This is a genomic window from Dubosiella newyorkensis, assembly GCF_001945605.1.
Taxonomy (GTDB): domain Bacteria; phylum Bacillota_I; class Bacilli_A; order Erysipelotrichales; family Erysipelotrichaceae; genus Dubosiella; species Dubosiella newyorkensis.
On record NZ_MPKA01000059.1, the window covers coordinates 19,619 to 45,905 of the forward strand.

The window sequence follows — 26,287 nt, forward strand, 5'->3', positions numbered from 1 at the left end:
AAGTGGATGAGTAATATTTTTAAATCTTGTATTGATTCTATTGAATATAACGATAATCAATTTGAAAAAAATATCCGTTTAACTGGTTGGTGTTTTTTCGATGAAGGAAAGGTGGCAGAACTATCTATCCTTGTGAATAAAGAACCAATCGATTTTGAGATAACATCGATCCATAGACCAGATGTATTAGGCTTATATCAATTTCATGATTCTTTTGAAAAAATAGGGTTTGTCATAACTGTACCATTGGAACATATTCAATTTTTAAAAAAGGTTGATGTTATTGCGTATTCTAAAAATACATCTGAAACGATTTATAGTTTATCTCATAATCTTCTTCATAAGTATCATAATCGTCAAGTTTTTCATTATTCAATAGATGATATTAAAAACAATCATGGGCAAATCGTTGTTTCTGGTTTCGTATATGTTCCTACTTTGGAACATGTAACAATAGAATTGTTGAATAAAGCTGGAAGAAGCGTTGAATACACATATGTTCCTGTACGACGGAGTGATGTCGTTGAACTTTATCAATTAGATTCGAACGATAAACTCATCGGCTTTCAGGTGATATTTACTTCTGTAGATCCAAAAGAAGCGTACTCTTTAAAATTTATTTATCAAAATGATGAATTAATTATTCCGATCATAGAGAGTAAAAGTGTCTTCTCTCTTGCAAAATCTTATATTAGGGCAGCCAATCCTAAACGTATTCAAAACGCATTCAATTATTTAACCAGAGAGGGATTTGATCGGTTTCTTGAGCGATTGAAAAAAGGGCCATCTCAATTAAGTGATCCAAATGGACCATTATCTTATGATGAATACCATGAATGGTTCAATACAATGGCACCTACTTCTAAAGTACTTGAATCCCAAAAAAAATATCATTTTGAGTTTGCGCCAAAAATCAGTCTGATTGTAGCTACTTATAATACGGATCCGAGCTTTTTGAAAGCTATGATTGATTCTGTCATTAACCAAACGTATTCTAATTGGGAATTATGCATAGCGGATGGAAGTTCAAATAATCAAGTAGAAGAGTATTTTCGTTCTCATTATGATGATCAAAGAATCAAGTTTAAACGTTTACATTCCAATTTAGGAATTGCAGGAAATATGAATGCGGCTTTGGAACTATGCACTGGAGAATATATTGCATTTTTTGACCATGATGATTTATTGACACCGGATGCTCTTTTTGAAAATGTTAAAGTCCTTCAAAATAAAAATGTGAAATTTGTGTATTCAGATGAAGATAAATTAATTAGCGAAATCGGAATTTACAAAGATCCAAGGTTTAAACCAGATTTCAATCTAACGCTTCTTAGAACGCAGAATTATATTTGTCATTTTTTAGTTGTTTCTAAATCATTGATATCGAGAATTGGAGCATTTAAGTCAGAGTATGATGGGGCTCAAGATTATGATTTTGTTTTGAGAGCTAGCGAAGTTCTAAAACCGGAAGAGATCTATCATATCCCAAAAATTCTATATCATTGGAGAATGCATCAAGCTTCTACAGCGGCTAATCCTGAAAGTAAACTATATGCTTTTACGGCGGGAAAAAGGGCTCTTGAAGATCATTTGATGCGCTTGAGATTACAAGCAACGGTTGAAATGGGTAAATCACTAGGAATCTATAATGTCCATTATGAGATTGTAGGAAATCCACTAGTTTCTATTATTATTCCTAATAAAGATCATATTGATGATTTGGACCGTGCAATCGAATCGATTCAGGAAAAATCTTCTTATAGAAATTTTGAAATGATCATTGTGGAAAACAATAGTACGGATGAGTCCACTTTTGATTATTATAAAGAAATCGAAAATAAATACCCAAATGTAAAAGTTGTTTATTGGAAAGATGAGTTTAATTATTCTGCGATCAATAATTTTGGATTTGAGTTTTCTAAAGGAGATTATATTCTTCTTTTAAATAACGATACAGAAATGATCGAGCCAAATAGTTTGAAAAGTATGCTTGGTTATTGTCAGCTAGATGAAGTTGGAGCTGTTGGCGCTAAACTTTTATATCCTGATGATACGATTCAACATGCTGGAGTGATCATGGGATTAGGCGGAATCGCAAATCATGCTTTTGTTAATTTGAATCGCGAAAATGGGGGCTATTTCAATATGGCTTTTACTGCTAGCGAAGTTAGTGCTGTAACAGCGGCGTGCATGATGATAAAACGAAGTGTTTTTGAAGAAGTTGGAAAGCTGGATACAGACTTTAAAGTCGCATTTAATGATATTGATCTCTGCATGAAAATAAGAAAGAAGAATTATTCGATTATTTTTGATCCTCATGCTTTATTTTATCATTTTGAATCAAAGTCAAGAGGTTTAGAAGATACACCTGAAAAAATTGAACGTTTCAATGGAGAGATTGAACGATTTGAAACAAAATGGAAAGATATTTTAAAAAATGGAGATCCATATTATAATCCTAATTTTTCTTTACGATATCCGGGTGGTTATTATTTAAAATCGCCGGATGAGTTTTACGCGAATAGGAAAGAACAAGGTGGGGATCATTGATGAATGAAACAACGAAAACTTCTAAGATCTATAAAGCTTTAGTCATTGTATTTTCTATTGCTTTAGTCGGTGTGACAGGTTTCTTTTTATATCAATTTTATTCACTACAAGCCCTTCCACCTCAGCTAGTGATCCCGATCAGCTGTGCAATCGTTTTGTTTGTACTGATCTTAGTGATTTGCTGGAATCATTTTCAGCATTCGCTTTTTTCAAAGATCTTATTGAGTGTTTTGAATATTGGTTGTCTCATCATTTTTTCAGTTGGTGATTTATATTTGAATAAAACGCACGATACTTTGACAACGATCACGCATCAAGCAACCAAAGTGACAAATACGGTTTCTTTATTGGTCAAGGCCGATAGTACATACTCTTCAATTCATGATCTCGCCGACATTCAAGTAGGAAGATTAAAATCAATCGATTCTTTGGGAACAACTAAGATGTTATCTGATCTAACGAAGCAATATGGTGTCGATACCGAAACGCTTTTACCATTCAAGCTCGTTGATTTTGATAGCGTGGAAAGTGAAGTAAAAGCTCTTTATGATAATGAAGTGCAAGCAATCATCTTGAATGATCGATATAAAGCGAATGTTGCTGAAATTGAACAATACGCGAACTTCGCGAATGAAACTCGTTCTATTTATCAAATCACGTATGTGACCAAAGTGGACAACTCTCCGATCAAAGTACAAGAAATCACAAAGAATCCGTTCAATATCCTCATTTCCGGAAACGACACTTATGGAGATGTAGGAGAACTTTCTCGTTCGGATGTCAATATGGTTGTTACAGTAAATCCAACGACTAAAACAGTTTTACTAACAAGTATTCCGCGAGATTCTTATGTAGATGTGTATTGTAATGAACAAGATGCCTGTGCTCTAGGACAAAAAGACAAGATCACACACACAGGAATGTATGGTATCAACACGACAAAGCAGACTGTCGAAAAATTGCTAGGTATAACGATCAACTATACATTTAGAGCGAACTTTTCTTCCGTCATGGATATTGTGGATGCGATCGGAGGAATCGACGTAGAAATTCCAGAAGGAATGGCTGTGGAAACATTCTATGCCAACCATACACTTGAAGGTGTCAAAGAAGGAATGAACCATTTAGAAGGAGAGCGTGCCCTAGCGTTCGCAAGAGAAAGATATGCCTACATTGATGGAGATAATCAACGGGTTCGAAACCAGCAAACGGTTTTGAAAGCGATCATCGCAAAAGCGACATCTCCTGAAATCATCACGAATTACGCGAGTCTACTCGACGCATTCCAAGGCGCGTTCGATACGACCCTTTCCAAAGATGAAATTACGTCTTTGATCAAATATCAGATCCAAGAAAATCCGCAATGGAAATTTGAAAGCTACCAATTAACAGGAGAAGGCGATCAATTATTTTCTCCAGAATTAGGATCAACCGCGTATGTAACGCTTGTAGATCCTACATCGATCACGATGGCACACGACAAGATCGAAGCGGTCCTGCATGGCAAATCAGCCGATTCAATCACCGAACCAGTCTCGGATTTTACTTCGAATGAGGGTTATGTTCCTTCTTCTAGCTCAAGCGATGGACTCCAAGAAGATTATTATGATCCATACTCAGGTATTCAAAGTTATCCAGATTATACAGAAAACAATACGTATTACGATCCATCGTATTACGATCAGCCTATAGATGAGCCAGTAACCCAACCAGAAGAAGAACCACTCCCAGGAGGAGAAGAAATGCCTTCTGAATAAAAAAGTCATGATTTCATTTTCTAGATGAAGTCATGACTTTCTTTTTTATTCTAAGGCAAGTTCTGGTTTGTTTTTTACTTCGAGTTCTTGACTTTCCTTTTCTTTCTGCAAGATCTTTGAAGCAGGACGCTTTATGAATAAAGCAACGATCAAACTTAAGGCTGCAAGACCTAATGAGATAGGAAAGATCATCATGATCGTTTGAAAGCTTGGAAAGTTTGGAAATACAAAGGCTACCCAGCTGATTCGAGATCCACAAATCGACAAACTTGTTAAAAATGCAGGAAGAAGCGAGATGCCAAAACCACGTAAATAACCAGAAATCACGTCATACGTAAGAGAAAAAGCATAGGCGGGGAAAATGATCATCATTCGCATATAGCCTAGATTGATTACATCGGGATCGCCATTGAAGATCGAAAGCAAGTTTTTTCCAAAACAAAGAATTAAAACAATGGAAGCAAAAGTGAGCATCGCGCTTTCTGTTAAACATACTTTAAGTATTTGTTTGCATCGGGCAATTTGATGTGCGCCATAGTTTTGACCCACAAAAGTCGTGCACGCTTGTCCAAAGGAAGCTAAGACATTGAATGCGAAAATTTCAATATTCATAGCGGCACTGCTGGCTGCCATAACTAAAGTGCCAAGAGAATTTGTCGCTCCTTGAACGATCACGTTCGCGATCGAAAAAACTGAACTTTGGATACCAGCAGGGATCCCGATCCTCAAGATCCGAACGAGGACGTATCGATTAAAATCCAAATGTCTTAAATCTAGATGAATGATTGTTTTTGAACGAATAAGCTTGATCAATAAAATGGTCGAACTCATTGCGTTTGAGACAACTGTCGCGATCGCGACCCCTTCTACATCCAGCTTAAATCCAATAACAAATACTAAATTCAAGATTACATTCAGAACACCAGAAATAGACAAAACGAATAGAGGAGTTTTCGTATCGCCTGCTCCTCTTAAGATAGCGGCTTCAAAATTATAAAGCAGGATCACGGGCATTCCGATCAAATAGATACGCAAATAGATGGTCGCCATATTCATGACTTCAGAAGGCACGCTTAAAGACGCTAATAGGGGATCGACGATCCATTGTCCGCCGATCGCGAGCAATATCCCTCCAGCCAAGGCGATCAAAATAGAAGTTCCGATCGCGCTATGAATCGTTCCATTTTGATTCGATCCGATCGCATTGGCGATCACAACATTGCTTCCTAAAGAGATTCCAACAAAGAAGTTGAGCAATAGGGCGACGATTGGAGCGTTCGCGCCCACAGCGGCCATGGCAGCCGCTCCTCTTTCTTGGGTAAATTGACCGACGATCGCGATATCTGCCGCATTGAACAACTGCTGAAGAATTCCTGTAAACGCTAAAGGGATCGCAAATAAAAAGACATTTTTCCACAACGATCCATACAACATCGTAGACTTTTGTTGATCCATACTCAAAAACCCTCCTTAATGTAAGTATAAAGGAAATTCAAGACAAAAAAGAACATTTCTCAAAGAATGGAACAGTGTTTCAAAATGCTCGAGTAATAAGAGAAGTGGATCTAAAATTTTGTTTCAATTTTACAAGTGTCTTCCATGATCGAATTTTCTTTAATAATGTGTCCAATCGAATCAGCTTTGATAAAACCACTTTTTGGATTCTTGACGGATTTGATGATTCCTTTAATGGTCGCTTCGACTTGAGAGTATTCGAACGCAAGATCGGTATCGATCATTTCGTAGTCGATCAATTTCAAATTCTCGCAATAACAAAGTGGTTGTGTACCTATGATCTTACAGTTGATCAAGGTGAGGTTTTCAGAAAAATAAGCTAAATATTCACCTTTGATCGTCGAGTCTTTAACAATCACGTTTTTTGAATGCCAAAATGCGTCCTTTGTGTCTAGTATGGAATTTTCAATCAAGAGGTTTTCCATATATTGGAAGGAATACTTTCCTTTCATTTGAATGTTTTTTACAAACACATCTTTCGAGTCTAGAAATAGATATTAACTTTCGATCGAAGAGTCGATGAGCTCTATATCTTTTGATTTCCATCCAAACTTTTTCGATCGGATTTGGCTATTTTTGATTTGAATATTTTGACATTCACGAATCGCTTTGATATCAAATAGTTTTGTTTGATCGATTTTTCCAAACTTTGAATACCAAATTGCCGCTCTTGTTTTCTCATCGAAAGAAGAATCTTTTAAAACAAAAGTATCGACATGGCATAAAGGATAGCGAAGCGAAAAAGAAGAATCGAAGACTTCAATATTCCTTGATTCCTTCAAGACCGATTCTCCATCTCGTATTCCAGCAAAAAGACAGTGATCAATTGTAACGTTTTTCGAATTATATAGTGCGCGTTCTTCATCAAATTGTTTAATTTTTATAATTTCCATGTTTTGTCTCCTCTTTGATTTCATAGCACAGTTGGTCAAGTATAGCCAACTTGTCTTGTTGTTTGTGAACTTCATCAAGCTGTTTTCGTCTAAGTTCGTTAAATATCGATTTGGTTGTCTATGATTTTGGTATTTTTCAATATCTTCATGCGAACATCCGCAATTTTTTAAACAATCACAGACGTATCTTTGATCCATTTTTCTTTCCTTCTATAGATGCGATATTCAAGTTATTTCTATATTTCCAATACTGGTTTTCTATAACTACTATAGGAATAATGAATAGGATTTTTTATAATGGAAGAGGGGTATTTTTAATGGATATTCGAACAATGCGTTATTTTTTTAGCCGTGGTACCAGAAGAAAATATTACGAGAGCTGCTCAAAGGATCCATATCACACAACCTTCGCTTTCTAAGCAAATGAGCGATTTAGAAGCTGAATAAGGAAAAAGCTCTTTGAAAGGGGGAGCAAAAGAAGACGTTCCAAATAAAGGATACACGGAAATAGAAGGAAATGTACGAGTAAATTCGAATTGGAATTTTTGAATGACTAAATTCCGATTTTGATGGTCTGGATTGGAATTTAAGTTTTCAGTTTACATAAAAATATTCGATACACAATCCTATTTTACGAAATCGTAAGGGATGTGTATAATGAGAAATATGGAAACTTTATATCAAACTAGATTGTATCAAAATTATCGTAGTGTTTTGATCGTTGTGATCGATCTTTTGATCGTTTTCGCAAGTTATGTATTTACATTTTTCATGGATAACAATTTCTTTCTGGATGGAAAGATTTTGCATATTACGCATTTGATCCTTTATGGAATGCTTTTTTTGCTTCTTTTGCATCTCGTTGTTGGGTTGGTTTTTAGTACTCAAAAAGCATTATGGACCTATACAGGACCTCAAGATATCGTTCGGACTGGACTTAGTTCGCTGACTTGTACTGTAATTATGCTGATCTTCACGCAAACGATGCATTTATTTCATCCATCTTTGATCATTATTTCGGAAGTGATCGCCTTTTTGTTGCAGCTAGGCGTTCGTTTAGGCTATCGATATCTGCATCAATATCTACTCAATGTAGACCGAAGCGAAAAAGCGCTCGTGATCGGAGCGGGCAATGGTGGATATATCATGGTCAATGAAATTTATCGGGGAAGCCGATATCCATACAATGTCGTTGGCTATTTGGATGATTTTAAACCAAAAGGAACCCTGGTCGGCGGGAAAAAAGTGTTAGGAACGACCGAAGAGGTCAAAGAAATTGTTGAAAAATACGATGTAAAAAACATATTTATCGCAATTTCAAAGATCGATAAAGAAAACAAGCAAAGGATCATTGAACGGTGCGCGGAAACCCCATGTATCACAAAGATCATGCGCTTTTCTTTAGAAAACGATAAAGAACCTATTCGAGTGGATGAGATCCAAATTGAAGATCTATTGAATCGTCATACGGTCGATCTGAAAAATGAAGAAATTGGAATGTATTTATCGGATCAAGTAGTCTGCGTGACGGGAGCAGGAGGCTCGATCGGATCTGAATTATGTCGTCAGATCGTTCAATTTCAACCTAAAAAATTGATCATGATCGATATCAACGAAAATACGCTTTACATGCTTAAGCAAGAATTTATGCGTAAAATGCGGAATGGATCGATTTCTCCAAATATTGAACTCATCTCTTTGATCATTTCGATTCGCGAACGAGAAGAGATGTTCAAGTTCATGGAGCAATATCATCCTGATGTTTTATTTCATGCGGCAGCCCATAAACATGTTCCGTTGATGGAGGATCGTCCTATGGAAGCAATCAGAAATAATGTCTTCGGCACGAAAAATGTGATCGATGCCTGCATTCAAGGCGGTGTAAAACGGTTGATCATGATTTCAACCGATAAAGCAGTCAATCCAACCAATGTAATGGGGGCGACAAAGCGGATGACAGAATTGATCTTGCAGTCAAGAGAACATTCTGGAGAAATCAAGATGGCCGCTGTACGCTTTGGAAATGTTCTAGGTTCGGACGGGTCTGTTATTCCGATTTTTAAAGAACAAATCAAGCAAGGTGGACCTGTCACAGTGACAGACTACAATATTCAGCGTTATTTTATGACAATTCCTGAAGCTGCTCAGCTTGTATTGCAAGCTGGTTATTATGCCAGCCAACAAGAAATCTTCGTTCTTGATATGGGAAAACCAGTAAAGATCTTGGATCTGGCAGAGAAGATGATACGATTATCTGGATTTAAGCCTTATGAGGAGATCGCGATCCAAGAGATTGGCTTGAGGCCTGGCGAAAAAATGTTTGAAGAACTCGCTTTGGAGATCGAACAATGTCATCGTACAGACAATAAATTGATTTTTGTTCATGATCGTCTAGAAATTCCTCAACAGGAAATTGACCAAAAACTAGAAGTATTGAAAAAAACGATCGAAAATACGGACGATATCGCTACGATCAAGTCCGTTTTACTCGATTTGATCAAAGATGATCCTGCGTATCGGAATCAAAAGAATCGATAAATATATTTCAGAACTGCGAAAGCGGTTCTTTTTAATTTTTGAATATTGTTAACAAAACAGGATCTACAACAATTATCGCGAAAATCCGAAACGGGACGGAATCATTTTTTTTAGAAGAAAGAGTATGCTAAAATAGAACGGAATTGAAAGGAGAGACTATGTATCAAAAGTATTTTAAGCGAGGAATCGATCTTTTTTTAAGCTTTTGCGGTATTGTGGTATTATCTCCTTTGCTGCTGATCTTAGCTGTTATCATAAAATGCACATCGAAAGGACCTGTACTTTTTAAGCAAAAAAGAATTGGAAAAAATGATACTCATTTCATGATCTATAAATTTAGAACGATGTATACAGACACGCCGAAAGATATGCCGACCCATCTTTTGGAAAATCCTGACGCATTTATTACACCGATCGGTCATTTTTTAAGAAAAACAAGTTTAGATGAGCTGCCTCAGCTTTTTAACATTCTTAAAGGCGACATGGCTGTCGTTGGGCCTCGGCCTGCTTTATGGAATCAATATGATTTGATCGCTCTGCGCGACGAAAATGGTTCTTCTACGATTCGACCAGGATTAACTGGATTAGCGCAAATCAGTGGGCGCGACGAACTCGAGATCCCGATCAAAGCGAAACTAGACGGTCAATATGCTCAAAAGATCACATTCTTAGAAGATGTTCGTATTCTCTTCGCGACTGTTTTTTCAGTGCTTTGTTCCGAAGGCGTTCAGGAAGGGAAGCATTCATGAAACGTGTTTTGATTACAGGAAAGCATTCCTATCTTGGCGGACAAGTAAAACAATATCTTGAACAATTTCCTGATTATGAGGTTGAAGAACTGGATCTTCATACAAATTGGAAAGATTTTGATTTTTCAAACTATGATTCGATATTTCACGTTGCGGGTCTGGCTCATTCGACTCCAAAAGAAGAAGACCGATCGCTCTATTATCAGATCAATACGGATCTTGCCTATGAAGTAGCTCAAAAAGCGAAAGAATCTGGTTGTAAGCAGTTTATATTTATGTCTTCGATCATCGTTTATGGAAATCAAGTCGAGACGATCACTTCGAAAACACCCTTGCTTCCAGAAAATTTCTATGGAGATTCTAAAAAAAAGGCGGAAGAAAAAATCTGGCCTTTGAATGATGAGAATTTTCGAGTCTGCATCGTTCGACCACCTATGATCTATGGTCCCAATTCAAAAGGGAATTATCGTCTGCTTTCAAATTTTGCAAAAAAGATTCCCCTATTTCCGAATGTTTCGAATCACAGAAGTATGTTGTTCGTTGGCAACTTTACAGCATTTATCAAAGGAGTGATCGATCATTCTAGTTCGGGATTCTTTTTACCTCAAAATAAAGAAGAAGTGGAAACAAGGTATTTAGTGAAAGAAATCGCAAAGATCCATCAACGACCAATGTGGATTTCCAATATTTGGAATCCACTGATTCAATTGTTTAAAAATCAAGTTTATATAAAAAAGCTTTTTGGTAATTTAGTAATCGATCCTTCGCTATCTACGTTTGGTTTTGATTATCAAATCTATACCTTTCAACAATCGATCGTAATCAGTGAAGGAGGAGACTAGAATGAATGTGGCTATCATTTCTGCATTTGATACCTATTTTGATCGAGTGCGGCTTTTGAAGCGTTTTTTTGAAGCGCAAGGAAACCAAGTCACTGTCATTACTTCTGACTTTTCGCATCGAAAGAAAGAATATGTTCAATATATTTCGGGAGCGGATATTTTGGTTCATGCCCGAAAATATCGTAAGAATCTTTCAGTATCTCGCTTGCTTTCCCATTATCGCTTATCTCGATCGATCAAAGAACAAGTTGAACAAATCCATCCAGATTTGATTTATTGCTTATTACCATCGAACTCCCTTGCGAAAGAAATGGAATCTTATAAAAAAGAGCATCCATCGACGAAACTTGTTTTTGATGTGATCGACCTTTGGCCTGAAGCGATGCCAGTCCAAAAATTTTTAAATCTGCTGCCGTTTCGGTTTTGGAAAAATCTAAGAGACCATCATTTAGATGCGGCAGATCAAATCTTTACAGAATGCAATTTATATCAAAATGTATTAAAAAAAGAAAATGACCCAAAATACGAAACGCTATATTGGGCTCGTTCAGAAATCCCTTGTTCTTTTTCGAATTTGATTTCGGAAGATGAATTGCACTTTATCTATTTGGGCTCGATCAATAATATTATCGATATCGATTTTATTGTTGAGTTTTTGTGTTTATGTAAAAAAGAAAAGACTACGATCATGCATCTTATTGGACAAGGGGAATCTAAAAAACAATTGATCCAAAAATTAAAGGAAAAAGAGATCGAAGTGATCGATCACGGTATCGTATATTCACAAGAAAAAAAACAAGCGATCTTTGATCAATGTAATTATGCGCTCAATATTATGAAGCCAAGCGTTGTCGTCGGCCTTTCTATGAAATCTTTAGATTATTTATGTGGAGGCGTTCCTTTGATCAACACGATCCAAGGCGATACGTTTGATCTAGTTAAAAAGTATGATCTAGGTTTCAACATCGACCAAAATTCTATAGAACAGATCGTGCAGACGGTTTGTCACTATCCTTTACAAAAACAATTTGAACAAAGAGAAAATTGCCGAAAAGTCTATCGCGAAATGTTTTATGAAGCTTCATTTATCGAGACTCTAAAAAAGAAAGGACTATGAAATTGAACTTACATTCGAAAGAACCTGACATACCTGTTCCCTTATACGCCATTTTAGTCGCGTATAATCATTCATTAGAAAAATCGCCTTCTTATCAAGCATTGAACAAACATAAAGATATTCAGCTGATCGTTTGTGATAACAGTACGAATGGAGTGGATATTCGTTCAAATGTTGTCGAGGACGGAAATATTTATATTTCCATGCATGGGAATCGTGGGTTATCTAAAGCTTATAATCGAGCGTTGGATCAGATCCAAGTAGAAGATCCTACACTTGAAGGATACGTCATGTTGTTTGATGACGATACAAAGATATCGAATCAATATTTTGAAGAAGTAAAAAAAGCCATTCAAACGAAAGAAGCGGATATCTATTTGCCTTTAGTGACTGATGGACACCCTGAACAAGGGTATTTATCTCCTTCAATTTTAAGGGAACCATATGTGCACCGAACAAAAACGCCATGGCTTTTGAAGGAACAAGAAATTTGCGGGATCAATAGCGGAATGTTGATTTCATTGTCTCTTTTTAAAGAATATAGATATAATGAAGAATTGTTTTTAGATCATGTAGATCATGACTTTATTCGTTCTATGCGAAAACAAAAGGCGATAATTAAAATCTTGAACGCAGAACTCAACCAAGATTTATCTTCCTTTCAAACCGATGGAACGAAAGCAATCAGCAGGTACGATATTTTAAAAAGGGATTTAAACGTATTCTATAAAGAAGGATGGAAAAACCGTCTTTATTATTATTATGTATTATTCCGCAGAAAAGGAAGTATCTTTATGCAAACGAAAGACTGGCGGATATGGCTTCATTAAAGCGTCCGAGCGTTTCTGTCGCGTTAGCTGCTTACAATGGAGAAAAGTATCTTCATCGTCAAATTCAATCGATTTTAGAACAACTCAAAGAAGACGATGAACTTGTTATTTCATTAGATCCAAGCCAAGATCAAAGCGAAGAACTTATACGTTCTTTTCATGATCCACGAATCAAACTATTAAAAGGGCCAGGAAAAGGATTGATCAAAAATTTTGAAAACGCGCTTCTTCATACAAGAAATGATGTTATTTTTCTCTCTGATCAAGATGATATTTGGTATTCTAACAAGATCCAATCGATCTTACCAAAATTGAAAGATTCGATTCTTGTGATCCATGATTGTCGAATTGTCGTTGAATGTGGGAAAGAGATAGAACACTCCTTTATGCGGTTTCATCATTCTAAGCCAGGCTTTTTACGGAATATAATCCGAAATTCATACATTGGTTGTTGCATGGCTTTTAAAAAGGAACTCAAACAATATATCCTGCCTTTTCCAGAACGGATTCCAATGCATGATCAATGGATCGGATTGATTGCTGAAAGAAAAGGCAACGTCTATTGGGATAAAACTATTTTGATGGACTATGTCCGTCATTCAAAGAACGCTTCTTCATTATCGCATGCCTCTATGATGCAAATGTTGAATTGGCGGATCGAATTATGGAAAGCATTAAAGAAAAGGAGTATTTTATGATATCGGTTGCGATGGCAACGTATAATGGCGAGAACTATATTAGCGAACAAATCGATTCGATCATAAACCAAACAAGAAAGGTGGATGAAATTATAATTGTAGATGATCATTCTACCGATCAAACGGTTCCGATTCTTCTCCATCTTCAAAAGGATCATCCGGAATGGAACATCAAGATCCATGTCAATACAAAAAATGTCGGATATAAAACGAATTTTAAAAACACGATCGAATTGACGAGCGGCGATTTTATTTTTTTATGTGATCAGGACGATATTTGGCATAAAGACAAAGTTGAAAAAATGATGAATATCCTTGATTCGAATTCAAGAATCTTAGCTTTAACGAGTAGTTTTGATTTGATCGATGGGAATGGTGATCCTTTAATGATCGAAGAAAAAGAAGGCCGTTCTAACCATAACTTATTGCTGAAGAAAGTAGAAGCAGATTCGATTACTGAAATCACATTTGAAGAATTCGTCTATCATAATTATTTTCAAGGGTGTTCTTCTGTCATCAGACAAGAATTGAAGGAAGATTTTTTAAACAATTTTTCAACCACCTTGCCTCATGATTGGTTGATTCATCTACTAGCAGCTAAGAAGAAGGGGATGTTTTTTTATAATCATCCGCTGTTTGATTATCGCATCCACGAAAAAAATACGATTGGTATGGTCGGTGAAATCAAACCAACTCTAAAACAAAAATGGAATTTGATGAACGATCTAGCTATTCGCGAACAATTTGCGAAGGAACGCGTTGAATCATTAAGTGTCGTAGAACAAATCGATCCTGATTTTATGAACCAGCATCCAGAATATATCAAAATGAAAGCTTTTTGCGAAAAGCATTGCCAGTATTTGGAAAACAAACAGTTCTTTCATTTGTTGTGGCAGAACTTCAATCCGATCTATAAGCAATTAAAGACAAGGAATGCTCGGATGTATGATTTGATTTTTGCGTTGAATAAAGCAAATTATAATTAGATTTATTAAAAAAATTACTATGTTTCATTATTGGCATCAAGATTTAATGGGAAAAACTAAGACAGGGAGGTTGTATTGAAAAAATTTTCTTTGAATATCAATACTAAGAAATTGATTATTAAAAAGTTGTCGGTTTTTATAGCAGTTATATTATTACTGTTAGTGAGAATTGTTTCTTCTGAATATAGAACTATAATATATGATACTAATAGTTATAGTGATGAAAGATTGATGTTAGAGTATTCAGATCTAGAAAAGCATTTTGATCCAGAATTTGAAAATCCTCGTACTCTACAGAAAACGATGACTTTTTCTTGGTTTATAAACTTACCTAGAAAACTTGGTATTTCTTTAAATAAATTACTTGCTTTATGTTGGGGCTTGGCCGCAATTTTAACCTATTTACTATTGTTGAGGATTTCAAGAAATCGGATTTTATCTTTAATTGGATATGCGACCGTTTTATTCTGCCCTGCTGGATTTGAATTTAATACGGGGGTTCATTTTTATCGAAATTTAATAATTGCTCCATTCCTTTTTATATTTTTTTGTTCTTTATTAAATATACTTTATTTAAGCTGGAATCCAAAGAAAACAAGAATAATTAGCTATATAATTTATTCTGTGGTTTTAAGTATTATCTATCCTATGTGTTTTTATATTAAAGAAGATGGATTCTGGATGAAACCCGTATTATACTTTTTTTTATTTACCGCATTTATAGGTTTAGTTATCAAACTATGTTTTATTAAAACTTTAAATATTAAAAGAATATTTCTGTTTCTAGTATGTCTTGTTTTACCAATAGTCAATTTCAATATACAAACCGCAAAATATTTAAAAGCAAATGAAAAATCATTTAATTATTCGGATATAACTTTAAGGACTGGCGGCTCTTTTGCTTCTGTAGCAAATCAAGTTTATAAAATAGCATCAGATGAAAGAACCTATAGATTTTGGGCTCCAAGAGATGCGATAAAGAAAGCAATTGATGTCTCTCCAACATTACAAAGTATGCCCGATCTTATAGAAAGAATAGATAATTTTCCATGGTATGCAGGTACTGAAATACCAGGTGATTTTTTACCTTGGGTAATGTTATTTTCTTTAGAAGATACAGGAAGATATACGAACGCTGCAGATATTGAAAAAATTTACAGTAAAATTGATGAAGAAATACGACAAGCCTTTGAAAATGGTAGTTTAAAAAAAGATCAAAAATTTCAGTTAACGAAATCAGCTGGGGGAAGAAGTGTTCAGGAGATATTCTTAATGTTTCCAGATATTATCCAATTGTATGAAACCGTAATCTTCTTAAAAGGATATGATTCATCATATAAGATGCCTAGCCAAGAAGACCAGGATTATATTGGTTCGTTTACAGAACAACTAAATCAAGATTTAACATATCCTTCAAACTCAAAATTAAGAAATGATTTTATTTTTAAAAATGAAATAGGTAAAAAGATAACTGAGATTGACTTTAATATATATAGAATTTGGATTCCAGTGTTGTTTTTTACTGGAATATTAAGTTGGCTTTTATCGCTGCTTTTAGGATTTAAAAAAATCAAACCGAATACTCTAGATCAGTGGTTAAGTCTATTTTCAGTATTTGTTTTAATGGGTATTTCTTTCGCTTATGCGACAGGAATCGTTTGGTTCTCTGAATTTTTAGTTACAGCTGGTAATATTCAAACGGATGAAATATGGCGAATCATATTTTATGGTGTAGGAATTGTTCCGATGATCTATCTTTCTATTTTGATCGCCATGTGTTTGACTTGGAGTATTCTAAAATGGAGTTATTCGAGACTAAAGGATAGATAAGTATTCTATGATGAAAACTGGAGATCTCGCTAAAATCGCAAATATAAGTTTACGAACTTTACGTTACTATGACAAAATAGGGCTTCTGAAACCTTCGCAGATCGCTCCAAATGGATATCGACAATACAATGAAGAAGATCTCATTCGATTGCAGAAGATCTTGTTATTAAAAAAGCTTGGCTTTTCTCTAGAAGAAATCGAAGGAATGCTGCTAGAAAAAGATCCTTCTTGGATCGATTCATTAAAAGAGCAAATTGGATTGGTCGATCAAAAGATTCAATATTTTCAATTACTCAAAGAAACGATTCGAAAGACGATCGAGATCGTAGAGCGTAATGGAATGTCGGTTGAAAAAACAGTGCAGCTTCTTGAAATTATTTCTAAAGATGATCAGCTTGTAGAACAATATAAAAATTCAAAGAATCTTCATGTTCGTATTCGTCTTCATCATTTATATTCGACAAATCCTATTGATTGGTTTTCTTGGCTGAAAGAACAGATCGATTTTTCAAAAGGGTATCGGATTTTAGAATTAGGTGTTGGTAATGGCGATTTATGGATTGAACCAAAAGTTGATTTAAGAAATCGAGAAATTTTTCTTTCCGATATTTCGGAGGGAATGCTCGAAGACGCGAAAAAAAGACTTTCTGATGATTTTTCTTTTATGCAGATCGACGCGCAAAATATTCCATTTAAAAAAGACTTTTTTGATTTAGTGATCGCGAATCACGTTCTGTTTTACTTGAATGATCTTTCAAAGGGATTGAATGAAATCTATCGTGTATTGAAAAAAGGTGGAGTTTTTTATGCGAGCTCATATTCAAAAAGCCATATGAAAGAGATCACGGATCTCGCGAAAGAATTTGATTCAAGGATCCAACTGTCGCAAAACGTTTTACCTGATGTTTTTGGCAAAGAAAATGGAGAAAAATTGTTAGGTTCTTTCTTTTCTCAAGTTGAACGCAAGGACTACAACGATACATTGGTGATCGACCAAGCAAAGCCGATCGTTGACTATATAATAAGTTGTCATGGAAATCAAAATGAGATCTTAAGTGGTCATATTCGCGAATTTTATCAATTTGTAGAAGATAAGATCAAAGCGCAAGGGGCGATCACTGTCACCAAGGAAGCGTGTTTGTTCATTGCGAAAAAATAATTTTGTGAAATTATCAAATTGAATCTTATATATTGACCCTTACGTAACGTAAGGGTTTAATATTTTTATAACGATAAAAAAGGAGACTACTATGAAAGGTATAATTTTAGCGGGAGGTTCAGGCACTCGGCTGTATCCTTTAACAAAAGTAACGAGTAAGCAACTTCTTCCAATTTATGACAAACCAATGATCTATTATCCAATGTCTATTTTGATGCAGGCTGGAATTCGCGATATTTTGATCATCTCTACTCCAGAAGATCTTCCTCGTTTTGAAGAATTGTTGGGAGATGGTCATCAATTTGGAGTGAATCTTTCTTATAAAGTTCAGCCTTCTCCTGATGGATTAGCGCAAGCCTTTATTCTTGGAGAAGAGTTTATTGGAGACGATTCTGTCGCAATGATTCTTGGAGATAATATTTTTAATGGTCATGGATTGACGAAACGTCTTAGAGCTGCTGCACAAAAAGAAAATGGAGCAACCGTATTTGGCTATTACGTAGAAGATCCAGAACGATTTGGTGTGGTTGAATTTGATGAAAACGGAAAGGCGATCTCTTTAGAAGAAAAGCCTACAGAACCAAAGTCGAACTATGCTGTAACTGGACTCTATTTTTATGATAACAATGTAGTGGATTATGCAAAAAATCTAAAACCGAGTCCTCGTGGAGAACTTGAAATTACGGATCTAAATAAAATTTATCTTGAAAAAGGAAATTTGAATGTCACATTGCTTGGAGACGGTTTTACATGGTTGGATACGGGAACGCATGAATCTTTGGTAGACGCGACCAACTTCGTAAAAACGATGGAAGACCATCAACATCGCAAGATCGCATGTTTAGAAGAAATCGCCTACGATAATGGCTGGATCGATCTAGATCAATTGAAAGAAACGTACGAAATCTATAAAAAGAACCAATATGGAACTTATTTGAAAAAGATCATGGACCGCAAATATATTAAAGACTAAAGGAGAGTATATGAAAGTAACAGAAACAAAAATTCCTGGCGTTTTGATCATCGACACTGATGTGTTTGGAGATCATCGAGGTTATTTTACAGAAACGTATTCAAAACCAAAATATGAGAAGTTAGGAATCAATGTTGACTTTGTTCAAGACAATATGTCCTTCAGCGCGCAAGAAGGAACTTTGAGAGGATTGCACTGGCAAAATCCTCCGTATGCTCAGTCAAAACTGGTATCTTGTACAAAAGGAAAAGTGATCGATGTAGCTGTTGATATTCGTAAAGGAAGTCCTACATTTGGACAGTGGGTTAGCGTAGAGCTTTCCGAAGACAATCATCGACAGTTCTTTATTCCACAAGGTTTCGCGCATGGATTCTTGACATTGACTCCAGATGTGGAGTTTCGCTATAAAGTAGATAATGTCTATAATAAGGAATCAGAAGGTGGTATGCGTTATGATGATCCGACAGTCAATGTGGATTGGGGAAGCCTCCTTCAAGGAATCGAACCTGTATTAAGTGAAAAGGACCAAATCGGACCTACTTTGGAGGAGTCGGATAATCAGTTTGTGTATGGAGAGAATTGTTAATGGATCTTCTTTATAAAAATCAAAAATATCTCAACGTTCTCCTTGGTGATATTGGGATTCTCTTCATAACTCTATTTGTTCATCGTTTTTTAGAGAATTCACAATTGATTCTTTATATTGGGCCAGTTTTGATTTTAGTTAATACACTTCAATTATGGTTTTCGAAAGAATTAAAAAAAAGTTTGGACTTTATTATTCGATATCGATATCCGATAGCTTTGTTCGTATTTTTAGTTCTCGTTTTTTTTAGAGTCAATGGCTCTTCTATTGGAGTTTTTGATACGATATATGGCAAAGAAGAAAATATAATCACTGAACTATTTGGAAAGGCTAGACCAATACGAAGTGACGAATTTGTGGTTCAGGTTCCTTATTTCTTTTCCCAATATTTCAATTCATTTGGATTGAATTCTCATATGATGTCGCTTTCAGGTCAAAATATGATCATAGGCTACAATAGCCCTGTACTGGACTTAACTTTGATTGGTAAGCCAGATATATGGGGATATATGTTATTTGGAAATGAAATAGGACTCTCGTGGTATTGGAATTTTCGGATCATTGCTTTTCTTCTCATTGGCTATGAGATGTTCGTCATTTTAACGAAGAATAAATACTTATCTCTTTTTGCTTCAATTTGTTTAGTTTTTAGTCCAGCGCTTCAATGGTGGTTCGCGCCCCATATGTATCAAGTGTTTTTTTGGGCTTCTACACTTTTTGTAGTTGGTTACTACTTTTTCATTGCGCATCAAAAATGGAAAAAGGTTTTATTTACAATTTTATCCATAAGCGCTCTTGTAGGTTTTGTTGTTTCAATATTCCCTTCTTTGCAAGTTCCGCTTGGATTGCTCATGCTGATTTTAATGGTTTGCTGTTTGATTCGAGATCGTCAAGAATTGAAATGGGAAAAAACCGATTTCTTGAGACTGCTTTTTGTTATAGTGATCGTTGGAATCGTTTTGGGAGTATTTTTAGTTGAATCGAAAGATGCTATTAAACTATTAAATGATACAGTTTACCCAGGAAAACGAATCAGCACGGGTGGCGATTATCCTTTCGCTAATCTGTTTACAGATCCCGCTATGATGTTGACTCCATTTCAAGCCCCGAAAGCATTAAATGAATGTGAGATTAGCTGTTTCAATCATTTTGGAGTATTATTTATACTTTATTATCCTTACCTTTACTATGTGGTGAAGAAAAAAGGAGGAAGTACAATTGTTGGAAATGCGTTATTTATTATCTTGCTCATAGAGATTTTCTTTATGATTATTGGCTTTCCAACCTGGTTGGCAAAAATCACATTGTTTTCTTATATGAATCGAATGGTACTCGTTTATGGATTTACGGCTTTTCTCTTTACATTTTGGTCAATTCAAAAAGTATGGGAATATAGAAAGAATCTAAGAAAGTCGATCGCATTTGCTACAGGCTGTATTTATATTATTATATATTTGCTTGCTTATCGAAATTATGGGTCATCGTTCTATTCAGGACATATCAGCAGTTTGATATATTTTGTTATTCCTTTTATCTTAGGAGGTTTTTCTATTTTATTATTCACAAAATGGAGAAAATTGTTTTTCCCTGTCTTTGGGAGCTGGGTAATCTTGACAGGGATGTTTGTGAATCCAATTGTAATCGGAGCGGAATCGATTACAAATCACACTCTTGTTTCGGAGGCTGTTAAAATCAATCTTGAGAATCCCAAAGAAAATTGGCTGTGCTTAAACTCTCTACATACTCAAAATCTTTTGATGGCGAATGGAATTCCAGTTTTAAATGCAGTGAATTTTTATCCAGATGAGATGAAATGGAATTTGATTGATCCGGAACATGAGCAAGAGGATTTTTACAACCGCTATTTGCATATGTTAATTGAGCTAACTTCAGATCCAACATCTTTTTCTTTAATAAGTAAAGATGCTTGTCAAATTCATTTAAATATAGAGGATTTAAAGAAATGGGATATTCATTACTTAACAACAAATATAGGATCTGAAACAAAAACGGTATTACAGAATTATGGAATTCAGTATTCTGTTCTGTATACAGATCAAGCATCCAATGAAGAAATTATAAAACTTGACTATTGAACAGGAGGAATATATGAATCAAGATAAGAAGATCGCGGTGCTGCTTCCTTGTTATAACGAAGCGCTAACTGTAGAAAAAGTAATCAAAGATTATAAAGAAGCCTTTCCAACCGCCGATATTTATGTTTATGACAACAATTCTACCGATGGAACAGGAGAAATTGCTAAAAAAGCAGGAGCGATCGTGAAAAGAGAATACGCACAAGGAAAAGGAAATGTGATTCGCGCGATGTTCAAAGATATCGATGCCGATTGTTATATTATGGCAGATGGAGATGATACGAATCCTCCAGTTCCTGAAATGGCCGACATGATTTTGCGAGGAGAAGCAGAAATGGTCATTGGTGATCGTCTTTCGAGCACATATTTTACAGAAAACAAAAGGCCTTTCCACAATACAGGAAATCGAATGGTTCGTGGTTTGATCAATACACTGTTCGATGTAAATGTTACAGATATTATGACTGGCAGCCGTGCTTTTAGTTATACATTTGTTAAAACTTTTCCAGTACTTTCCAAAGGATTTGAGATCGAAACGGAAATGACGATCCATGCCGCAGCACACAATTTGAGAATGGTCGAAGTGCCTACCAATTATCGAGATCGTCCTGAGGGAAGCGAATCAAAGCTCAATACATATTCAGATGGAGCGAAAGTGCTTGGAACAATCGCAAGATTATTTAAAGAATATAAGCCAATGGCATTTTTTGGACTGTTTGCCTTGATCTTTTTGATCATTTCGATTTGTTTGTTCGTACCTGTCTTTAATGAGTATTTTGCGACGGGATTAGTTCCTAGATTTCCGACATTGATCGTAGCAGGTTTTTTGTTGATCATCGGTTTGCTGTTGTTTATGTGCGGATTGATTCTGGAAGTCATTGTAAAGAAGAACAGACAGATTTTTGAATTGTTTTATATAAGGACAAAACGATGAAGAAACTGATTGAACAAATTTTAAAGTTCGGATTTGTTGGGATACTCGCTTTCTTTATTGATTACGGATTAATGATCTTTTGTACAGAAGTATTAGGTATTTATTACTTATGGTCATCTTTGATTTCCTTCACTGTATCCGTGGTCTTCAATTACATAATGAGTGTAAAGTGGGTATTTAATGTCGATAATGGAAAAACACAAACACAAAATTTAGTTTTCTTTATTACGTTTAGCGTCATTGGACTTGGACTCAATCAACTGCTTATGTGGTTGGGTGTAGATAAAATTGGAATTAATTATATGATCGTGAAACTGTTTGCGACCGGAGTGGTCATGGTATTCAACTATATCACCCGCAAATGGTATTTTGAAAAATAGGAGGAATAACGATGAAAATTTTAGTTACAGGTGGAGCTGGATTTATTGGTGGTAACTTTGTTCATTATATGGTCAATAAATATCCAGAAGATATGATCATCAATGTGGATAACTTAACGTATGCAGGAAATTTGGAAACTTGTAAGCCTGTAGAAGATAAGCCAAACTATAAGTTTTATAAAGGCGATATCGCGGATCATGATTTTATATTTGATCTTTTTGAAAAAGAACGTCCAGATATTGTAGTAAACTTTGCGGCTGAATCGCATGTCGATCGTTCGATTGAAGATCCAGAAATCTTTGTTCGTACGAATGTGATGGGAACAACTACTCTACTAGATGCTAGCGTAAAGTATGGAGTAAAACGTTTTCACCAAGTTTCCACTGATGAAGTATACGGGGATCTTCCGCTTGATCGTCCTGATTTATTTTTTACAGAAGAAACACCACTTCATACAAGTTCACCATACTCTTCCGCAAAAGCGGCTGCGGATCTTTTCGTATTAGCTTACAACAGAACGTATGGACTTCCTGTGACGATTTCTCGCTGCTCGAACAACTATGGTCCATATCACTTCCCAGAAAAGCTGATTCCTTTGATCATTTCGCGTGCGCTGAACGATGAGAAGATTCCGGTTTATGGGGATGGAGCGAATGTACGAGATTGGCTGCATGTTTATGATCATTGCGTGGCGATCGATATGATCATCCGAAATGGTCGGGTTGGAGAAGTGTATAACGTTGGCGGTCACAACGAAAGAACGAATTTACAAGTCGTTAAAACGGTCTTGAAGGCACTTGGAAAATCAGAAGATTTGATTACGTTTGTAGAAGATCGCAAAGGACACGATATGCGATATGCGATTGATCCAACAAAATTGGAAACAGAACTTGGATGGAAGCCAAAATATACATTTGATACAGGAATTCCTCAAACGATCCAATGGTATCTCGATAATAAAGAATGGTGGGAAAACATCATTTCTGGTGAATACCAAAACTATTTCCAAAAAATGTATGTGGATAAAGGAAGAGTTGAAGAATAATGAAAATTTTAGTTACAGGTGTTAAAGGACAACTTGGTTATGATGTTGTGAACGAAGCTACCAAACGGGGAATTGAAGCGGTTGGTGTCGATATTGACGAAATGGATATTACGAATCAAGAGCAAGTTGAAAAAGTCATTAAAGAAGGTAATTATGATGCGGTCGTTCATTGTGCGGCTTGGACTGCAGTAGATAAGGCCGAAGAACCTGAACTTCTTGATAAAGTTCGCGCAGTCAATGCGACAGGGACCAAATATATCAATGATGTTTGTAAAGAATTGAATATTCCTATCATGTATTTTTCGACGGATTATGTTTTCAATGGTGAAGGAGAAACGCCTTGGAATGAATATGATGAATTTGAACCGTTGAACGTATATGGAATTACGAAAGGCGAAGGAGAAAAATTCGTTCTTGAAAACCCGAAACATTTTATTATTCGAATTGCTTGGGTTTTTGGAAAGAATGGAAACAACTTTATCAAAACGATGCTTCGTCTAGGAAAAGAAAGAGGAGCTGTTTCGGTCGTAAACGATCAAATCGGACTTCCAACATATACCTATGATTTAGCGAGACTTGTCGTGGATATGATTCAAACCGAAGAGTATGGAACGTATCATGCGACAAACTCAGGAGACTTTATTTCATGGTATGACTTTGCGAAAGAAATTTTCAAACAAGCCAATATGGATGTAGAAGTAACTCCAGTAGATTCTTCTCAATTTCCAGCGAAAGCAAAACGTCCCCATAATTCGCGAATGAATCAAACTGAATTGGATAAACATGGATTTGAACGTCTTCCCGATTGGAAAGATGCTTTGGCGAGATACTTAGTTATTTTGGCTGATTAAACTCTTAAAATAGTCGTATAATATATTATATGACTATTTTAATTGGAAAGGGTTAGAAGTAATGATGAGTAAAAAACAAATCAGGCTTTGGTTATGGAGTGCTTCTATATTAGCGGTTTTCAATATCTTGACAAAAATAAATGATCAATCACTAACGGGTATAGTAGTTCAACTATTATTAAAAACAGGTATTAATTTAATAATAATATTTATATTGATTCTTTTATATAATATTTTCTATAAAAAGTATTTTCGAAAATTTAAATCAAAAAGAATAACAAAATCAACATATTCTTCAAGTAGAATAATGCTTATATTTTTTCTTCTTTTAGTTTTATTTTGGATACCAGCTTTTTTAGCATTGTTTCCTGGAACATTTGGTGCTGATGCACCAATTCAATTAGCTATGTATGATGGTATTTATCCTTTATCTGATCATCAACCAATTTTACATACTTTTTTAATTGGAGGTTTAATTCATTTAGGGGATGTTCTTTTTAAAAACTCAAATATAGGATTAGCAATATATACTTTTGTATTTCAAATCTGTTTTTGTGCCTATTCTATTTCATATTCGTTGAGCTATCTTTATAAAAGACAAGTGTCATTGAAGCTGCTATTGTTATTAATTATATTTATGGGAGTTAATCCAATAGTTCAATCTCTTATATGCTATGTTACAAAAGATATTATGTTTGCCGCGACATTTCTTTTGTTTATTGTAAATTGTTGTGAATATCTATTTCCCTCTGATAGATTAAGAAGGAATAAAAGATTTTTAAAAATAACTCTTATTAAAATAGGGTTATTTGGCTTCTTATCTATTCAATTAAGAAGTCAAGGTATTTATATATTTATTGTTGCATTATTAATATTGTTGATTTGTTGGTGCAGATTATTTAAAGAAAACGCTCTATATAAAGAATTTATTTTTATGCAAATTTTTGTTATAGGGATATCTATGTTAATTACTATGATTACTCCTTATTTTTTAAACAGTGGGTATAGAGATAGTCGAGAAGCATTATCTGTTCCTATCCAACAAATTGCTACTATTTTAAAAAAAGATCTAGAAAGAGATAATAAGTTATTGAGTTCTAATATATATGATCAAGCAATTTCTTATTTTGAAAATTTTGACAAAGATCGTATTGATCAATATTCGGCTGATTATCCCAAAAGCATGTTTTTAACTGATAAAGTTAAAGAAAATCCAATTGGATTTTTAAAATTATATATTTATTTGGTTTTTTCTGATTTGCCAACATCCGTTAATAGTTATTTAGATTTGATTACACCATATTTTGATTTTAGATTAAGTCCTTACAATGGTCTAGCCATCAATACTAGTTTTGAAGACTTAAATCCCAACAGAAATATAAAAACATATTCACTATTTCCTGGTTATTATCAGTATTTGAAAGATGTATTATATGATTCATCTAGTTTAAATTGTCCTTTTTGGATTAGAATATTTGATCCAGCAATAGTTCTGTATTTAATAATATTTATGTTGATTTATAGTTTGATATATAAAAGAACATTTTCCTTATTCGTTTTGCTTTACCCAATATTATATATAGGAACAATGTTTTTAGGACCTGTTTCACTTCTTCGATATTCATTTGTATATTCTTTAGAAGGACCTTTTTTGCTAGGTGTTATGATTTACAGTATAAATAATCAACGTTTTAAAAATAGATTACCTATAAAATAATTATATAACAAATAATTAGCGTTTCTTTATCCTTCATGAATCAAAATAAAGATTAAAAATTCAATTAACAAAATCTTTAAGATAAATCATTTATTACAATAGAATGATTAGTGGGCAGTGTCAATATTTTTGTGTAAATTGTTTTCTTAGTAATTAGTTCTGAGTTTGTTAAGGTGAATGAGCGAACACTAAGAAAAGTCATGCCTTTTCTTAGTGTTCGCTGCTCGTCGGCTGACGGGA

Annotated in this window: 20 protein-coding genes and 2 pseudogenes; 20 read left to right on the forward strand and 2 right to left on the reverse strand. The window is 34.9% G+C overall.

The window, feature by feature from the left end:
• Positions 1–6 precede the first annotated feature (6 nt).
• A complete protein-coding gene (locus BO225_RS04950) occupies positions 7–2,550 on the forward strand; it encodes a glycosyltransferase family 2 protein (RefSeq protein ID WP_076341165.1) in 2,544 nt (847 codons plus the stop codon).
• Positions 2,550–4,307, forward strand: a complete 1,758-nt coding sequence (locus BO225_RS04955; protein WP_076341166.1) for an LCP family protein — start codon at positions 2,550–2,552, stop codon at positions 4,305–4,307. Before BO225_RS04950 ends, BO225_RS04955 begins: the two co-directional genes overlap by 1 nt.
• A 45-nt stretch (positions 4,308–4,352) precedes the next feature.
• Here BO225_RS04955 and BO225_RS04960 read toward each other — a convergent pair whose 3' ends face one another.
• Complete coding sequence (locus BO225_RS04960) at positions 4,353–5,762, reverse strand: MATE family efflux transporter (protein ID WP_076341167.1); 1,410 nt, start codon at positions 5,760–5,762, stop codon at positions 4,353–4,355.
• A gap of 110 nt (positions 5,763–5,872) precedes the next feature.
• Positions 5,873–6,913, reverse strand: a pseudogene (locus tag BO225_RS12700) (DUF3737 family protein).
• Positions 6,914–7,032: 119 nt separating this feature from the next.
• Here BO225_RS12700 and BO225_RS04970 point away from each other — a divergent pair.
• The 18 genes and pseudogenes from BO225_RS04970 to BO225_RS05055 all read left to right on the forward strand — a co-directional run.
• Positions 7,033–7,159, forward strand: a pseudogene (locus tag BO225_RS04970) (LysR family transcriptional regulator); the annotation flags it as partial.
• Between the two features lie 213 nt (positions 7,160–7,372).
• Positions 7,373–9,253 (forward strand): polysaccharide biosynthesis protein, encoded by a 1,881-nt coding sequence (locus BO225_RS04975; protein ID WP_083632092.1) that lies wholly within the window; start codon positions 7,373–7,375, stop codon positions 9,251–9,253.
• 158 nt (positions 9,254–9,411) lie between these two features.
• Positions 9,412–10,002: a sugar transferase gene (locus BO225_RS04980; RefSeq protein ID WP_076341170.1), complete on the forward strand. Its 591-nt coding sequence runs from the start codon at positions 9,412–9,414 to the stop codon at positions 10,000–10,002.
• Positions 9,999–10,844: an NAD-dependent epimerase/dehydratase family protein gene (locus BO225_RS04985; RefSeq protein WP_076341171.1), complete on the forward strand. Its 846-nt coding sequence runs from the start codon at positions 9,999–10,001 to the stop codon at positions 10,842–10,844. The genes BO225_RS04980 and BO225_RS04985 overlap by 4 nt, the downstream gene beginning before the upstream one ends.
• 1 nt (position 10,845) lies before the next feature.
• The gene (locus tag BO225_RS04990) at positions 10,846–11,961 is read left to right on the forward strand and encodes a glycosyltransferase family protein (protein ID WP_076341172.1); all 1,116 of its coding nucleotides are present in this window, start codon (positions 10,846–10,848) and stop codon (positions 11,959–11,961) included.
• Positions 11,958–12,791, forward strand: a complete 834-nt coding sequence (locus BO225_RS04995; RefSeq protein WP_076341173.1) for a glycosyltransferase — start codon at positions 11,958–11,960, stop codon at positions 12,789–12,791. The genes BO225_RS04990 and BO225_RS04995 overlap by 4 nt, the downstream gene beginning before the upstream one ends.
• The gene (locus BO225_RS05000; RefSeq protein WP_076341174.1) at positions 12,779–13,489 is read left to right on the forward strand and encodes a glycosyltransferase; all 711 of its coding nucleotides are present in this window, start codon (positions 12,779–12,781) and stop codon (positions 13,487–13,489) included. Before BO225_RS04995 ends, BO225_RS05000 begins: the two co-directional genes overlap by 13 nt.
• Positions 13,456–14,475, forward strand: coding sequence for a glycosyltransferase family 2 protein (locus BO225_RS05005; protein ID WP_083632093.1), 1,020 nt, complete (start codon positions 13,456–13,458; stop codon positions 14,473–14,475). Before BO225_RS05000 ends, BO225_RS05005 begins: the two co-directional genes overlap by 34 nt.
• A gap of 75 nt (positions 14,476–14,550) precedes the next feature.
• Positions 14,551–16,305, forward strand: a complete 1,755-nt coding sequence (locus BO225_RS05010; protein ID WP_076341175.1) for a hypothetical protein — start codon at positions 14,551–14,553, stop codon at positions 16,303–16,305.
• A 7-nt stretch (positions 16,306–16,312) separates the two neighbouring features.
• The gene (locus BO225_RS05015) at positions 16,313–17,464 is read left to right on the forward strand and encodes a MerR family transcriptional regulator (protein ID WP_076341176.1); all 1,152 of its coding nucleotides are present in this window, start codon (positions 16,313–16,315) and stop codon (positions 17,462–17,464) included.
• Positions 17,465–17,555: 91 nt separating this feature from the next.
• Complete coding sequence (rfbA, locus tag BO225_RS05020) at positions 17,556–18,437, forward strand: glucose-1-phosphate thymidylyltransferase RfbA (protein WP_076341177.1); 882 nt, start codon at positions 17,556–17,558, stop codon at positions 18,435–18,437.
• A gap of 10 nt (positions 18,438–18,447) precedes the next feature.
• On the forward strand, positions 18,448–19,023 hold the full coding sequence (gene rfbC / locus BO225_RS05025) for a dTDP-4-dehydrorhamnose 3,5-epimerase (protein WP_076341178.1): 576 nt from the start codon (positions 18,448–18,450) through the stop codon (positions 19,021–19,023).
• The gene (locus tag BO225_RS05030; protein ID WP_076341179.1) at positions 19,023–21,119 is read left to right on the forward strand and encodes a DUF7657 domain-containing protein; all 2,097 of its coding nucleotides are present in this window, start codon (positions 19,023–19,025) and stop codon (positions 21,117–21,119) included. Before rfbC ends, BO225_RS05030 begins: the two co-directional genes overlap by 1 nt.
• A gap of 13 nt (positions 21,120–21,132) precedes the next feature.
• Positions 21,133–22,053, forward strand: a complete 921-nt coding sequence (locus tag BO225_RS05035; RefSeq protein ID WP_076341180.1) for a glycosyltransferase family 2 protein — start codon at positions 21,133–21,135, stop codon at positions 22,051–22,053.
• Positions 22,050–22,433, forward strand: a complete 384-nt coding sequence (locus tag BO225_RS05040; protein WP_076341181.1) for a GtrA family protein — start codon at positions 22,050–22,052, stop codon at positions 22,431–22,433. The genes BO225_RS05035 and BO225_RS05040 overlap by 4 nt, the downstream gene beginning before the upstream one ends.
• A gap of 11 nt (positions 22,434–22,444) precedes the next feature.
• Positions 22,445–23,479 (forward strand): dTDP-glucose 4,6-dehydratase, encoded by a 1,035-nt coding sequence (rfbB, locus tag BO225_RS05045; protein ID WP_076341182.1) that lies wholly within the window; start codon positions 22,445–22,447, stop codon positions 23,477–23,479.
• Positions 23,479–24,330, forward strand: a complete 852-nt coding sequence (gene rfbD / locus BO225_RS05050; RefSeq protein WP_076341183.1) for a dTDP-4-dehydrorhamnose reductase — start codon at positions 23,479–23,481, stop codon at positions 24,328–24,330. The genes rfbB and rfbD overlap by 1 nt, the downstream gene beginning before the upstream one ends.
• A 64-nt stretch (positions 24,331–24,394) precedes the next feature.
• Positions 24,395–26,047 carry a DUF6020 family protein gene (locus BO225_RS05055; protein WP_076341184.1) on the forward strand — a complete coding sequence of 551 codons (1,653 nt, stop codon included), beginning with the start codon at positions 24,395–24,397 and terminating at the stop codon, positions 26,045–26,047.
• Positions 26,048–26,287 lie beyond the last annotated feature (240 nt).